Genomic DNA, 13,685 nt, shown 5'->3' with positions numbered 1-13,685 from the left:
GCGGCGATGTTCCGGTCGCTGTCGGGCCTGACCACTCGCGGCCGCTGCCTGCTCGCCGCCGGGGTGGCGGCGGCGGTGTGCGCCGCCGTGCTCAACGAGCGAGACCTGCTCAGAGTCGCCGTGTTCGTCATGGCGTTGCCGCTGTTCGTCGCGCTGCTGGCCTCGGCGTCGAAGGTGCGGATCGCCGCGACCCGGACGATGCTGCCCGAGCGGATACCCGTGGGCGGCCACGGCGAGATTCAGCTCGACCTGTGGCGCACCGGCAGGCTTCCCGCAGGCGAGATCCTGCTCGAGGACGGCGTCCCGTACGCCCTGGGCTCCCGGCCACGGTTCGTCGTCGAGCGCCTGCCCCAGCACCGCTCGGTACCGCTGCGTTACCCCGTGCAGCCGATACTGCGCGGTATCCACCGGATCGGGCCACTTCGTGCGACCATCACCGACCCGTTCGGGCTGTGCGAGTTCGAGCGTGAGCTGATCTCACACTCCAGGCTCGTCGTCGTGCCACGTGTCGCCACGCTGTGGGGCCAACCCGTCGGCGCCGGTATCGGCACCGACGACGAGGGCAACATCCGGCTGCACGCGGGACAGGGCGAGATCGATGTCGTCGTCCGGCAGTACCGGCAAGGTGACGACCTGCGCAAGGTCCACTGGCGTTCCACGGCCCGGCGCGACGAGATGATGGTGCGGGTCGAGGAGCGCCCGTGGCGGGGCGGCACCACCGTGCTGCTGGATCACCGCGCCGCCGCGCACCACGGCACGGGAGCCACGGCGAGCCTGGAATGGGCTGTCGAGTTCGCCGCGAGCGTATGCGTGCACCTGTCCAACTCCGGCCACCACGTGCGGCTGGTCAGCGAACACGGCAGGTTGCTTGCCGAGGCGCCAGGGACGGCCTCGGGCGACAACCCGGTGCTGGACGTGCTCGCCGCGCTGCAGCCCGCGCACGAGCGGGACATAACCACCAGTTTCGACCCTGCACACGGCCAGGAACTGATCGCGGTGCTCGGCACGGTCAGCAGCGACTCGGTGCACGAGCTGACCAAGTGCCGCCCGCGAGGTGCCCGCAGCCTCGCGGTGTTGCTCGACACTCCAGCGTGGTCGGGCGCGACCAGCGCTGCCGAGCATCGGAGCACGGCAGGTGAGGAGTCTGCGACTCTGCTTCGCGCCGCAGGGTGGGGCGTCGTCGTCGCCAACCCGGGCACACCGATGTCACAGGTGTGGGCACAGCTGTGCCGCGAGGCCGCGCCCGGCGCCTCGCTGATCGGCGGGGTGTCATGAGCGTCGGGACTTCCCGACCGGCCACCGACTCGCAGGCGCCACCTCGCAGGCAGGGCGCGGGCGCCATCGGCAACGGCGTGCTGACACCGGCGATGGCCGGGCTCGCCACCATCGGCGCGGCGACCTCGCTGACCGGCGTCGTGCAGGGCGCGGCGTGGTTCGGCTACGTCATCGTCGTCACCGTGCTGGTGGGCTGTACCGGGTTGGCGCTGCGGGCGCTTCGCCTGCCATCCCCCGCGGTCGGGGGTGCGCAACTGCTCGTACTGCTGTTCCTGGTGACGGGCGCCTTCACGGGAAGCGGGATCCTCGCGATCATTCCGGGACCCGCCGCGCTCGGCGAGCTCGACGACGTGCTGGGCCGGGCGTTCGAACAGATCAGAACCGGGCTGCCTCCGGTGGAGGCGAGCGCACCGATCCTGTGCCTGGTGACCATCGCGATCGGGCTGGTCGCCATCCTGGTCGACACCCTCGCGGTCGCCGCGGGCGCCCCCGCCGCGACCGGGCTCATCCTGCTGTGCGTCTACGCCGTCCCGTCCGCGCTGGCGGGTGAGCTGCTGCCCTGGTGGACGTTCGTGTTCGGCGCGGCGTCGTTCGCGGCGCTGCTGGCCGCGGACGGCAGCCACCGGCACCGCAACTGGCGCAACCGCACGGCACCCGGCACGGCGGCGTCGCCGGGCACCACCTCCACACCGGCGGCCGTCGTTGCCGCCTCGCTCGTCGTGGGCCTCATCGCCGGTTCCACCGTGACGGCGATCGGCACCGAGGGCAGCCTGCCCGGCAGCGGCTCCGGTACGCAGAACGTGCCGGGCGGGCTGGGTGTCAATCCGTTCACGTCGCTGCGCGGCATGCTGGACCAGGGCGAGACCGTGGAGTTGTTCCGGGTACGCGGCCTGCGCGACGGCGAGCGCAAGCTGCTGCGGGCCTTCACCCTCGACACCTACCGCCCCAACGAGGGTTGGGGGCTTCCCGACGGCCCGATGCCCGCCGGGGTGCCCGCGAACGGCCCGCTGCCCGCCGCTCCCGGTGACGACGGCACCGGTGAGAGCAGGGAGATCCGGATCGAACCGGTGAACTGGTACGACCTGTGGCTTCCGGTGTACGGCTCGCCGCGCGGGCTGCGCGACGTCTCCGACGGCTGGTACTACGACCGGATCAGCGGCGCGGTGTTCCGCGAACGCAGGCAACGTCCCGGCGCCTACGTCGAGGTGGCCTCGTTGCGGGAACCCACCAAGGCCCAGCTGCGGCAGGCTCCGCCCGGTACCCGCCAGATACCGGCAGGCTACACCGACCCCGGGGCCCTCGACCCTCGGGTCACGGCGCTCGCACAGCGGCTGACCAGCGGCCGGACCAACAACTTCGACAGGGCAGAGGCGATCTGGCGCTACTTCAGCGCGGAGAACGGCTTCGTGTACGACACTGCCACAGCGCCGGTGTCGGACAGTGACGCGCTCGCCGATTTCCTGCTCAACGGCAAGCGTGGATTCTGCGAGCAATACGCCTCTTCCATGGCGGTGATGTTGCGGGCGGTCGGCATCCCCTCGCGCGTCGCGGTCGGCTTCACCACCGGCTACGACAGCGGCAGGTACCGCTCCATCACGTCGCAGGACGCGCACGCCTGGGTCGAGGTGTACTTCGGTGGGCTCGGCTGGGTCAGTTTCGACCCGACACCGCTTTCGGACGGGCGGGGTTTCGTGCCGCCCTACCTTCGGCCCGACGACGTGGCCGGTGACCAGGCCGAACAGCAGGGCCAGGAGGTGCCCTCGGCCACCACCGAGAGCCAGGTGCCGCAGCAGCAGCAAGCGCAGCAGGACACGGAACAGGACAACGCGGCCGCGGCGGGCGAGGGTGATGGCGCGCCGGCGTGGTCGGGCTGGGGTGCGCTGCTGGCCGCGCTCGCCGCCGCGGCGGTGACGGCGGCGGGGCTGACTTTCGCACGCCGAGTGGGCCCGGCGGCGCGGCATCGGCAGTCGGGCCGGCGCATCCCTGCCTGGCTGACACCGGTGGCCGCCGGTCTGTGGCTGTTGTCGCTCGCCCTGCTCGCCTGGTGGTGGCACTGGAGCGTCGCCGTGGCGTTGTTGGCGGTGGCGGCGGTGGTGGCAGGGCCGTCAGCCGTCAGGCAGGCACAGCGACGGCACCGGTTGCGCCAGATCGAGCAGCGACTGCCGTCGGCGGCCGATGCCGCGTGGGACGAGCTGCTCGACGAGTGCACCGACCGTGGCATCGAGATTCCCCGTACGGACACGGTCAGGACCGCAGCCCAGAAGGTGGCGCAGCGGCACCGCTTGGACGACCAGGGCAAGAACGACCTGCGCACGGTGGTCAGCACCGTGGAACGCTCCTGGTACGGCCAGGACGCACAGGCCGGTGCGGCGGAACCGGAATTCGCCAGTGCCTTCCATGGGCTGCGAGACAGCCTGGCGCGCACCGCGCCGATCTCGCTGCGCGCCAGGCTGCTACCGCGTTCGCTGCTGCGTCGCCGCCGTCCTCGCCGGAGTTGACGCCACCGGGGTCGGGGGTACCGGCCGACCTGCCGAGTTCAAGGGTGTCAACAGCGGCAACGACAGTGGCGTTAGGCAGCGGCGCACAGGCAACGGCAAACAAGGCAGCGTGACGGCAAAGGCAGGGTGCCCGAAACGACACCCTGCCCGCGAAGCTCGCTGACCCCGCCGAAGCGGCTAGCGATCGTCGAAACGCTGGCGGAAGCGATCCTCCATACGCTGTGTGAACGAGCTGCGCCGCGTCTGCTTACGAGCGGCGCCACCGGCTCCCTTACCGTCCTTGGCCACCGGCTCGCCCTGGGCTCGCATGGCAGTGACGGCGAGCAGCACTCCGAAGAACATCACCACGAACCCGAGCACGCTCACCAACGGGATCTCGGCGACCCGGAAGGGCACGATCACTCCCAGCACCAGCAAAGCGATGCCGACCACGAACAGGGCGATACCCTGCAGCCGCCGACGGCGTGTCGGGCGGTGCATCCTGGCGCCGCGTACGGTGGACGCGAACTTGGGGTCCTCGGCATAGAGCTCGCGCTCGATCTGTTCGAGCAGCCGCTGCTCATGCTCGGAGAGTGGCATCTTTCCTCCTCCGGCACAGCGTATTCTCCGACCCCTTGGTGGGCGCCGGACCGCGCATCGTCGTGGACCCAACGACCCCCCGATCGGGGTGTCCCCACCCAGGATACGAGGCGCGCGCGCCGACGACTACCCGATCTCGGTTCCAGCACGAAGAGATTTGTGGAGAACCACCCTTGCCGCGACAGCGAGCAGGGCTTTCGCGACGAAGATCACCCCTCATCGGGTGACAGTAGCGACGCCGGCCGCACCGCGGCCGCGCCGAACTTCGATCGAGCGATGTCGGCGGCGACCTCCGCGTCCCGCCATCTCGGCTCGGGGGCATCGAAGGCGAGCTGCTCACCAGTGGCGCCGTCGGTGAGCCCGTCCAGGCGCACGCCGATCAGCCGTATCGGCTGCGCGCCTTCGCGAGGTGCCGCCTCGTCGAGCAGCGAAACGGCGACGGCGTGGATCTGCCTGGCGACGTCGGTCGCGCCAGGCAGCGTGCGTGCCCTGGTGATGGTTCTGAAGTCGCCGAACCGCACCTTGATCGACACGGTGCGCCCCCGCAGGCCCTTGACCCGCAGGCTGCTCGCCACCCGCTCCGACAGCAGCAGTAGCCGCCTGACCAGTACGGCGCGGTCGTGCTGGTCAACGGCGAAGGTGTGCTCGGCGCCGATCGACTTCTCCTCAGCGTGGGCGACCACGGGCCGCTCGTCGCGTCCGTGCGCCAGCGCGTGCAGGTGTTCACCGGTGGCGACACCCAACATCCGGCGCAGCCGCTCCAGCGGTGTCGCAGCGATGTCGGCGATGGTGTGAAGGCCGTGCCGCCGCAGGTTCTGCTCAGTCTTGGCGCCGACACCCCACAGGGCAGACACCGGCAGCGGGTGCAGAAACTCCAGCGTCTTCGCGACGGGGACGACCACCATGCCGTCGGGCTTGGCCATCCCCGAGGCCAGCTTCGCGACGAACTTCACCCCCGCCACCCCGACCGAGCAGGTGATGCCGTGCTCGGCGGCCACCCGCTCACGCAGCTGCGCGCCAACGGCCGCGGGCGTGGTGCGCAACCGCCGCAGCGCCCCGCTGACGTCGAGGAATGCCTCGTCGAGACTGAGTGGCTCCACCAGCGGCGTGAGTTCGCGAAAGATCGCCAGTACGCCACGGGAGACCTCGGCGTAGGCTCCCCTTGTGGGTGGCAGGTGGACGGCCTGCGGGCACAGCCTGCGTGCCGCGCCGACCGGCATCGCCGAACGCACGCCGTAGCGCCGGGCGGGGTAGTTGGCCGACAGCACGACCGACCTCGGCCCGGTGCCCGCCACGATCACCGGGCGATCGGCCAGTTCCGGCCGGGTCCTGAGCTCGACGGCCGCGAAGAAGGCGTCCATGTCGACGTGCAGCACACCACAGCCGGTATCGTCGGGCACGTGTGGCCCTTCGGCCCGGAACCGCTCGAAACCGGCCGGCTGCGCCGCGTTCCTTCCCATCGCCGGTAAGCCTACGTGCCGCCACCGACGATATCGGGCTTCACGCGGGCCGGCGGGCCAGTGCGTGCAGCCGCCCCGCGATGTCGCGAAGCGGGGGGACAGCCGCCGCCTCGGCCTCGAACTCGGCCAGTTCGTGCTCCACCGACCCCAGCTGGGCCGAGACCTCGGCGGCCGCGCCAGGCACGATGTCGGAGACCACCCCGTCGCCCTGGATGAGCACGACGTCCAGACCGGCGCCGGTGAGCATTCGGCGCAGGCCGTCGGTGTCCATGCGTCGCAACAGCGTCTCGGAGTCGTGGGTGAGCACACCGTCCGGTTCGGCGAGCAGCCTTCTCGCCTCGCCGAGCCTGCCGGTGAGGGCCCTGTGCAAGACGGCGCCGTACCGGTTGGCCACGAGCACCGAGACGGCGCCGCCAGGTGCCGTCGCCTGGGCAAGTGCCGCCGCCACCGCCTGCGGGTCGTCGACCACCTCGAGCAGGCCGTGGGCGAGCACCAGATCGGCAGACGCGGGCCGCACGTGCTCACCGAGGGCGTCGCAGTCGTCGGCCACCACCGTGATCCGGTCGACAACGCCGACCTCGGCGGCCCTGCGCTCCAGCGTGGCCAGCGCGTCGAGGTTGGGCTCGACCACGGTCACCAGGCAACCCTGCGAGGCCAACGGCACCGCCCAGGACCCGCTGCCGCCACCGACGTCGACCACGCTCGGTTGTTTCGCCCCGCGATCTCGGGCGGCACGCAGCTCAGCTTCCAGCACCGTCCGCACCGCTGCCGAGGTGTGCCCGGCCGAACTCTCCGTTCGCATGGACGGCAAGCCTAGTTGGGGTGGTCGCACGTTCTCACGGTGACCGCACACGGCTACGCTCGCAGGCGTGCACACGGTCGCCGTACTGAGCCTCAAGGGAGGCGTCGGCAAAACGACGGTCGCTCTGGGGATCGCCTCAGCCGCCCTGCGCAGGGGCACCCGGACTTTGGTGGGCGACCTCGACCCACAGGGCAACGCCACTGCCACGCTCGACCCACCGTTGACCGACGCGACACTGGCCGACGTGTTGGAAACGCCCCGGCTCGCCGTCATCAACCGGGCCATCGCCGCCAGCAGCTGGAGCGACCGGCTGGACGTACTCGTCGGAGCGGAGGAACTCGAGCTGCTGAACGAGCCGGGCCCGGACAGCCGCAGGATGGAAAACCTCGCCAGGGCGCTCGACGAGTTGCGCGCGGCGCCGCGTGGAGAGCCCTACGAGCTGGCGATTCTCGACTGTCCGCCGTCGCTTGGCAGGCTGACGCGTTCGGCACTGATCGCGGCGGACGCCGCGCTGCTGGTCACCGAACCCACGATGTACGCGGTGGCGGGCGCGCAGCGCGCCCTGGAGGCGATCGAGGCCGTGCGCGCCGAGCACAATCCCCGGCTGCGACCTGCCGGGGTGCTGGTGAACCGGCTGCGCGTGCGTTCCTACGAGCACCAGTACCGCGTCGAGGAGCTGCGCGAATCCTTCGGCAGGCTCGTCATGCCCACGGCCATCCCGGACCGGCTGGCCGTGCAGCAGGCTCAGGGTGCGTGCACCCCGATCCACGAGTGGAACTCGCCGGGCGCGCAGGAGATCGCCCTCACTTTCAACATGGTGCTGGCCAAGATCCTGCGCTCCAATCGGGCGGGCAGGCACCGGCTCGCCGCCGAAGAACCCGAAGTGCCCTCCGACAACGAGACCACCTCCGAGTTCCCGGCCATCCGCGCGTTCGCGGAGCACGAGACCGGCTGAGCCGTGCCCGAGGGCGACACCGTCTTCCACACCGGGGCGACGCTGCGACGCGCCTTGGTGGGCAAGCGGCTCACCCTGACCGACTTCAGGCACCCCGCGCTGGCCACGGCCGATCTCGCCGGCACGGAGGTCAGCGAGGTCGGCACGGTTGGCAAGCACCTGTTCATCCGGTTCCGCGGCGGGTTGAGCCTGCACAGCCATCTGGGGATGGACGGCTCGTGGCGGGTGTTTCGCCCCGGGCAGCGGTGGAGCATGCCCGCGCACCACGCACGGGTGGTTCTGCGGCACCAGGAGGCCGAGGTCGTCGGGTTTCGCGTGCACGAACTGGAACTGCTCGCGACCGGCGAGGAGCCACGTCTTGTCGGCCATCTCGGTCCTGATCTGCTGGACCCGCGCTGGTCTGCCGAGCATGCCGAACGGGCCGAACGGGAACTGGCGCGGCGCGGCCGTGAGGAGATCGGAACCGCGTTGCTGGATCAGCGGGTGATGGCTGGTATCGGCAACGTCTACAAGACCGAGATCTGCTTCCTGCTCGGGGTGTCGCCGTGGACCCCGGTGGCCGAGGTCGACCCGGCCAGGGCAGTGGCACTGGCGAGGAGGCTGTTGTCGGCCAACGCGCTGCGGCCGCAGCGCAGCACCACCGGTGAGCTGGCTGTGGGGCGGCGCACCTGGGTGTACGAGCGCACCCGCCAGGGCTGCCTTCGCTGCGGTGGCCGGGTCCGCGTCGCCGCACAGGGCACGGGCAGGTTCGCCAGGCCGACCTGGTTCTGTCCCCGGTGCCAGCCGGGTCCTGTCCCGCAGCAGCGGCCGCACGCCGGAAAATGACGTTGCCGCCCACCTCGCCGTTGACATAGCGTTGCGGTACACGAGAAAGGAGGTGGTCCTAAGTTGAACAGCTACAGGACTCGTGAGGTGACTGTCCGCTGACAGTCAGCACATGGACCACTCCAGTGGCGTGTGTCTGTCGGTGAATACCAGGCAGTCACCGGCCCCCTGACGCTCCCGAGAGCCGGTCCGACTCGGGCCGTGAACGGCTGACGACGTTCGCGGAGTCGCGTCGGGGGTCTTCTCATCTGCGCTGCCGGGTACGGCAGCATTAGTTCGTGTTCTTCGACAAGATCCTGCGCCCCGCGCTGTACCGGCTCGGCGGCGGTGACGCCGAGACGGTTCACGATCGCACCGTGCGCGCGCTGGCGCGGGCCGCGGCGCTGCCGCCGGTGCTCACCGCGCTGCACCGCCGCTACGGCGTCGACGCACCCGTGAGCGTGTTCGGGCTGCGCTTCCCCAACCGGATCGGTCTGGCCGCCGGAATGGACAAGGACGGTCGCGCGCTGGCGGCGTGGCCCGCGCTCGGCTTCGGCTTCGTCGAGGTCGGCACTGTGACCAAGCTCGCGCAGCCGGGCAACCCGCGACCCCGGCTGTTCACGCTGCCGCGCAGCGAGGCCGTCATCAACCGGATGGGCTTCAACAACGCGGGCGCCGAGGCGCTGGCACGGCAACTCGCGGCCCACGGCAGACCCGCTGTACCGCTGGGTGTCAGCATCGGCAAATCCAAGGTGACACCGCTGGAAGACGCTGTCGCCGACTACTGCTCCTCGCTGACGACGCTGTACCCCTACGCCGACTACTTCGCCGTCAACGTCAGCTCACCCAACACACCCGGGCTGCGCTCGCTGCAGGACCGTGGCGCCCTCACCGAGCTGCTCGAGCGATTGCGCGAAACGACGCTGGGCCTGGCGGGCGCCGCCGGTCGCGCACCGACGCCACTACTGGTCAAGGTCTCCCCCGACCTGACCGACAACGCGCTGGCCGAACTACTTGAGGTCTGCCTGGAGAACCACGTGGCCGGGATCATCGCCACCAACACCACGCTGGGCAGGAGCGGCGTCGTGGCCGCAGAGGAGCAGGCTGGGAAGCAGCAAGGCGGCCTTTCGGGACGGCCGCTGGCGCAACGCGCCAGGGAGGTGGTGCGCTTCGTACGCACAGCGGCGGGTGATCGGCTTCCGGTGATCGGCGTCGGCGGCATCGTCGGCCCCGACGACGCCGAGCGCATGATCGACGCGGGAGCCGACCTGGTGCAGCTCTACACCGGGTTCGCACTGCACGGTCCCGGGCTCGTACTGCGGGTCAATCGGGCGCTGGCGGCTCGACAGGGCGTTGCGTACTGAGGTGCCGCAGGTAGGCGCGCCAGCAACCGAACGAGGTCACGTCGGTGCCTTCGGCGGCGGCATCGTCGCACAGGATGCCGGTGGCCGTCCGACCGTCGGCCAGCTCCACCCCGCCCAGTGTGAGCGGTGCCGGTAGCCGGGTGGCGAAGCCGCTGAGGGCGGCGGGCGAGATCAACCAGCGTTCGCCGAGCAACCGGGCACCGTCCTCGGTGGCGAACACGCCCGCATTCGGGGAGCCTCCCCCGAGGGCGATCATGCGGTAACGCGGGGCCGTCTCGACGAAGCCCGCGAAACGCGCACCGAACCGGGTCAGCTCACCGTTGTCCGGCTGGCCGCGCAGGTAGGCGCCGAACGCGATCAGCTCCACCCCCACGGCGGGATACGGCGTGGCGGCGTTGGCACTGGTGAGCAGCGCGGCGATGTCGATGGCCACCTGGTCGTCGAAGGCCTTGGCAAGCACGCCTGTGCCGCAATGACCACCCGGCAGCACCACGACAGCCGCGTCCAGCCGTGCCGCCAGCTCGGCCAGGGCGGGCCGGGTGCCCGCACCTGGCAGCAGCAGCGCGTCGTTTCCCAGCAGCGTCGCGGCGTATCCGGCGCGGACGTCGAGCATGTCCCGCAGCCGCACCGGGTTGACGACCGCGCCGGTGGCCCGCAGCGTGTCCACGGTGGCGGCCAGGTCGGCTCGCGACTCGGGCGCCAGTCCGACCAGTTCCGGCTCACCCGGGACGGCCACCGAAGGGTGTTCCCCCGCCGCCAGCCGTACCGACGCAGGCCAGTCCCTGCCTTCGGGGTCGCAGGCGTCCGGTCCGGTGAGAGCGGCCGCCACGCGCTGGGCGACGTCGATGTCCCTGGCGAGCACCGTCATCGCCGACATCAGCGGCACCAGCCCACGCGTCGGCATGAACGCCACGAGATCTCCGCAGTGCCGGGGCAGCGCCCCGACAACGACGGCGTCGACGGTTTCCAGCGTCGGTACCCGGCCGGGCGGCTCGTACGCCGTGGTACCGAGCACCACGGCGCCCGCCCGCACCAGGCGTTGACCGAACAGCGGGATATCGGGTACCGCGACGGCCACGCCCGCCAGCGGTGGCTCCTCACCCGCGCGCACTCGCTCGTCCACCGCCTTGGCCTCGATCAGGGTGTCTTCCCGGGAGCGGATCGTGAGCCACGGTTCCGGCCGGCCGGCGCGAGCGAGGCCGTCGTAGGCCGCGACGACGCGCTGGTACGAACTGACCGGCGGGATCGGGACGGTGTCGTCGTCGATGGGAAACGGATTCACGCGCCTGTCCTTTCCGCCTGTGACAGTGCTCGTCGGGGTACCCCTCGACCCGGTTCAACCAACCGGGATAACCCGTGTACCTCGATTCAAGGCTAGGAACCGCGCGTACCCGAAACGGTATCCGTGAGGTTACTTACGAGTCTCACACTGTTACAGCACCACGACTCAGCGCAGCGAGAGACGGTCAGGAGGACAGATCGCGCAGAGCCAGCGCCAGCCCCGCGAGCCGATCGGTGGCGTCGGTGAGAGCGTCCTTGGCCTGCGACACGCCACCACTGCTTTCCGCGACCGCCCTACCGGCCGCGGCCACGAGCGTGCCGTAACCGTCCAGCCCGTCGTCGAGTTGCGTACGTAGCGTCCTGACAGCCGAGTCGAGCGCGGCGCGCTCGGCGGCGGGCGCGGATTCTCTGCCGCGTTCGATGGACTGCATCCGCGCGGCCAACGCACGTAGCGCCTTCGCGGCTTCGTCAGCCGTGGCACGGGCGTCCTGCACCGACAGCTCCGGTACCGCCGCGGACACGCCGTGCGGCGGTGTTGTGAGTTGCTTGAGTAGTTCGGCGAGCGATGCCTCGCTCTCGGCGAGCCGCTCCATCGGTTCCCGCGCGGCGGAACTGGCCGGGGGCAGTTTCGGCGGCGGCGTGCTCTGCGGCAACTCGGTGCGGTTCAGCCGCACCAGCCGGGCGCCCGACCGTACGGCAAGGGCGCCGAACAACACCATGGCTATGATGCCGCCGAAGGCGCCCTCCAGCCCGGCCTGGCCACCCACGATCCCGGCGTAGCCACCGGCCGCGTAGAGCACGCTCAGCAACACGAGCACGACCCACAGGGTCAACGCTCGGGAGGTGCGCCGCTTGCGGCGCTGCAGCTTCGCGGCAGGCTCGTTCCAGCGGGTCCACTTGTCCCGGATTTCCGAGACCACGGCCAGTTCGGAGGACAGTGACGGCCGCCCGCCGGGCGTGCCGGTCTGCTCGTCGCGCTGCGGCTGCAACGCGGGCGGGACGTATTTCTGCAGCTTGTCCTGAGCTCGTTGCCGGACCGGGTCGGGCAGGCGCTGCAATTGCCGTTCCAGCTTCGCGTTCAACTCGCTGAAGTCACGCCTGCTCGACGCCATGGTTGCCCACCCGACTCAGTCCGCCAGTTGTCTCATGCCTCGTTCTTCTGCCGCTCCGCTTCGACCCTTGCCTGGATCTCCCGCTGCACGTCCGCGCCTGCGGAGGTCGCTGCGGCTTCGGAGGCGGGCTTGGACTCGGCGCCGTCAGTGACCTGTGCCACCGGCTCGCCCTTCATCGAGGCCCTGATCTGCTCCAGCCGGTTGTGTCCCGCCAGCTGCGTGGTGGAGTGCTGCACCTCCAGCATCCTGCCCTGCACCGAGTTCTGGGCGAGCTCGGCGGAACCGAGCGCGGTGGTGTAGCGCTTCTCGATCTTGTCGCGGATCTCGTCCAACGAAGGAGTGTTGCCGGGCGCCGCGAGCTCGGTCATCTGCGTCAGCGACGCCGAAACCTGCTCCTGCATCTTGGCCTGCTCCAGCTGCGAAAGCAGCTTGGTGCGCTCGGCCAGCTTCTGCTGCAGCATGCTCGCGTTGCGCTCCACGGCCTGCTTGGCCTGCGCCGCGGCCTGCAGCGCCTGGTCGTGCAGCGTCTTGAGGTCCTCGATGCTCTGCTCCGCCGTGACCAGCTGGGCGGCGAAACCCTCCGCCGCGGTCTCGTACTCCTGCGCCTTCTGCTCGTCGCCCTTCTTGCGGGCCTCGTCAGCGAGCACCAGCGCCTGCCGGGTGGACGACTGCAGCTTCTCCACCTCGCCGAGCTGGCGGTTCAGCTTCATCTCCAGCTGGCGCTGGTTACCGATCACCGACGCCGCCTGCTGCGACAGCGCCTGGTGGTTGCGCTGCGCCTCCTCGATGGCCTGCTGGATCTGCACCTTCGGGTCGGCGTACTCGTCGACCTTCGACGAGAACGCCGCCATGAGGTACTTCCAGAACTTCACGAAAGGGTTGGCCATCTCCTCCGCCTGCCTTCTCACGTCCCACGGGTCCTTGACCGGGTGATCACGGCCTCCCGCTGTCCTGGCAACGCGTGACCCCCGTGTTTGGGTTCCATCGTGTCAGGTCGATGCGCGCCGTACCAGGCGACCCCGAGGGAATTCAGGGATGGCCCTGACCCTCGGCCCGACCCATCGGGGCCGGGTGTCAGGCCGCGAGCACCGCCTTGGGCTTGGGTGCCTTGATGGTGGTGCGCAGGCTCGGGGACAGCCGCAGGTCGGCAAGGTCGTTGCCGGTGGTCCCGGCGACGATCCGGCCGCCCTCGAACGTGCCCGCGGACTTCTCCGTCGCGCGGCCATCGCCGCGTTCGGCCGCACGCTGGTCGGCGGAACCGTCCACCTCCACCGCGGCGGTGTCGACCTTGTCCAGCGCCGAGACGTCGGCGGCGACGTTGTGCAGCAGTTCGCCGAGGGGCAGGTCGAGAGCCTCACAGATCGAGGCGAGCAGCTCGCTGGACGCCTCCTTCTGGCCCCGCTCCACCTCGGAGAGGTATCCGAGGCTGACCTTGGCGGCGCGTGAGATGTCGCGCAGCGTCCGGCGCTTGGTGGTGCGGGCATGACGGAGCCGATCACCGATCGCCTCTCGCAACAGCACGGTCATCACGCGCCTCCCTTCAGCTACAGCCCAC

At 70.5% G+C, this 13,685-nt stretch carries 12 protein-coding genes; 5 read left to right on the top strand and 7 right to left on the bottom strand.

What is annotated here, in order from left to right; translation table 11 throughout:
• The first annotated feature begins 6 nt into the window (after window positions 1-6).
• Both SACMADRAFT_RS10585 and SACMADRAFT_RS10580 read left to right on the top strand, forming a co-directional pair.
• Complete coding sequence (locus SACMADRAFT_RS10585; RefSeq protein WP_009153806.1) at window positions 7-1,275, top strand: DUF58 domain-containing protein; 1,269 nt, start codon at window positions 7-9, stop codon at window positions 1,273-1,275.
• Window positions 1,272-3,773 (top strand): transglutaminase family protein, encoded by a 2,502-nt coding sequence (locus SACMADRAFT_RS10580; protein WP_009153805.1) that lies wholly within the window; start codon window positions 1,272-1,274, stop codon window positions 3,771-3,773. The genes SACMADRAFT_RS10585 and SACMADRAFT_RS10580 overlap by 4 nt, the downstream gene beginning before the upstream one ends.
• A gap of 177 nt (window positions 3,774-3,950) precedes the next feature.
• Here SACMADRAFT_RS10580 and SACMADRAFT_RS10575 read toward each other — a convergent pair whose 3' ends face one another.
• The 3 genes from SACMADRAFT_RS10575 to SACMADRAFT_RS10565 all read right to left on the bottom strand — a co-directional run bounded on the left by SACMADRAFT_RS10575 (window position 3,951) and on the right by SACMADRAFT_RS10565 (window position 6,614).
• Window positions 3,951-4,352 carry a DUF3040 domain-containing protein gene (locus tag SACMADRAFT_RS10575; protein ID WP_009153804.1) on the bottom strand — a complete coding sequence of 134 codons (402 nt, stop codon included), beginning with the start codon at window positions 4,350-4,352 and terminating at the stop codon, window positions 3,951-3,953.
• A 209-nt stretch (window positions 4,353-4,561) separates the two neighbouring features.
• Complete coding sequence (gene dinB, locus SACMADRAFT_RS10570; protein ID WP_009153803.1) at window positions 4,562-5,812, bottom strand: DNA polymerase IV; 1,251 nt, start codon at window positions 5,810-5,812, stop codon at window positions 4,562-4,564.
• A 40-nt stretch (window positions 5,813-5,852) separates the two neighbouring features.
• On the bottom strand, window positions 5,853-6,614 hold the full coding sequence (locus SACMADRAFT_RS10565; RefSeq protein ID WP_009153802.1) for a class I SAM-dependent methyltransferase: 762 nt from the start codon (window positions 6,612-6,614) through the stop codon (window positions 5,853-5,855).
• A 67-nt stretch (window positions 6,615-6,681) separates the two neighbouring features.
• Here SACMADRAFT_RS10565 and SACMADRAFT_RS10560 point away from each other — a divergent pair, with 67 nt between their 5' ends.
• The 3 genes from SACMADRAFT_RS10560 to SACMADRAFT_RS10550 all read left to right on the top strand — a co-directional run bounded on the left by SACMADRAFT_RS10560 (window position 6,682) and on the right by SACMADRAFT_RS10550 (window position 9,737).
• Window positions 6,682-7,569, top strand: a complete 888-nt coding sequence (locus SACMADRAFT_RS10560) for a ParA family protein (RefSeq protein WP_009153801.1) — start codon at window positions 6,682-6,684, stop codon at window positions 7,567-7,569.
• A gap of 3 nt (window positions 7,570-7,572) precedes the next feature.
• Window positions 7,573-8,394 carry a DNA-formamidopyrimidine glycosylase family protein gene (locus SACMADRAFT_RS10555; RefSeq protein WP_009153800.1) on the top strand — a complete coding sequence of 274 codons (822 nt, stop codon included), beginning with the start codon at window positions 7,573-7,575 and terminating at the stop codon, window positions 8,392-8,394.
• Between the two features lie 278 nt (window positions 8,395-8,672).
• Window positions 8,673-9,737 (top strand): quinone-dependent dihydroorotate dehydrogenase, encoded by a 1,065-nt coding sequence (locus SACMADRAFT_RS10550; protein WP_009153799.1) that lies wholly within the window; start codon window positions 8,673-8,675, stop codon window positions 9,735-9,737.
• On the opposite strand, the gene SACMADRAFT_RS10545 is transcribed toward SACMADRAFT_RS10550, so the two are convergent.
• The 4 genes from SACMADRAFT_RS10545 to SACMADRAFT_RS10530 form a co-directional block, all read right to left on the bottom strand.
• On the bottom strand, window positions 9,697-11,019 hold the full coding sequence (locus SACMADRAFT_RS10545; protein WP_009153798.1) for an allophanate hydrolase-related protein: 1,323 nt from the start codon (window positions 11,017-11,019) through the stop codon (window positions 9,697-9,699). The two genes, SACMADRAFT_RS10550 and SACMADRAFT_RS10545, sit on opposite strands and share 41 nt — an antisense overlap.
• A gap of 184 nt (window positions 11,020-11,203) precedes the next feature.
• On the bottom strand, window positions 11,204-12,130 hold the full coding sequence (pspM, locus tag SACMADRAFT_RS10540; protein WP_009153797.1) for a phage shock envelope stress response protein PspM: 927 nt from the start codon (window positions 12,128-12,130) through the stop codon (window positions 11,204-11,206).
• A gap of 32 nt (window positions 12,131-12,162) precedes the next feature.
• A complete protein-coding gene (locus SACMADRAFT_RS10535) occupies window positions 12,163-13,017 on the bottom strand; it encodes a PspA/IM30 family protein (protein ID WP_040926285.1) in 855 nt (284 codons plus the stop codon).
• A 187-nt stretch (window positions 13,018-13,204) separates the two neighbouring features.
• Window positions 13,205-13,657, bottom strand: a complete 453-nt coding sequence (locus tag SACMADRAFT_RS10530; RefSeq protein ID WP_009153795.1) for a helix-turn-helix domain-containing protein — start codon at window positions 13,655-13,657, stop codon at window positions 13,205-13,207.
• Window positions 13,658-13,685 lie beyond the last annotated feature (28 nt).

This window comes from Saccharomonospora marina XMU15, from assembly GCF_000244955.1.
GTDB lineage: Bacteria > Actinomycetota > Actinomycetes > Mycobacteriales > Pseudonocardiaceae > Saccharomonospora_A > Saccharomonospora_A marina.
This window is presented reverse-complemented; position numbering and strand designations above follow the sequence as displayed.

What these genes read in the sequence shown, in the direction of transcription:
- pspM (WP_009153797.1), bottom strand. Translation starts at nt 12,130, where the DNA reads ATGGCGTCGAGCAGGCGTGACTTCAGCGAGTTGAACGCGAAGCTGGAA.
- SACMADRAFT_RS10585 (WP_009153806.1), top strand. Translation starts at nt 7, where the DNA reads ATGTTCCGGTCGCTGTCGGGCCTGACCACTCGCGGCCGCTGCCTGCTC.
- SACMADRAFT_RS10575 (WP_009153804.1), bottom strand. Translation starts at nt 4,352, where the DNA reads ATGCCACTCTCCGAGCATGAGCAGCGGCTGCTCGAACAGATCGAGCGC.
- SACMADRAFT_RS10580 (WP_009153805.1), top strand. Translation starts at nt 1,272, where the DNA reads ATGAGCGTCGGGACTTCCCGACCGGCCACCGACTCGCAGGCGCCACCT.
- SACMADRAFT_RS10565 (WP_009153802.1), bottom strand. Translation starts at nt 6,614, where the DNA reads ATGCGAACGGAGAGTTCGGCCGGGCACACCTCGGCAGCGGTGCGGACG.
- dinB (WP_009153803.1), bottom strand. Translation starts at nt 5,812, where the DNA reads ATGGGAAGGAACGCGGCGCAGCCGGCCGGTTTCGAGCGGTTCCGGGCC.
- SACMADRAFT_RS10535 (WP_040926285.1), bottom strand. Translation starts at nt 13,017, where the DNA reads ATGGCCAACCCTTTCGTGAAGTTCTGGAAGTACCTCATGGCGGCGTTC.
- SACMADRAFT_RS10530 (WP_009153795.1), bottom strand. Translation starts at nt 13,657, where the DNA reads ATGACCGTGCTGTTGCGAGAGGCGATCGGTGATCGGCTCCGTCATGCC.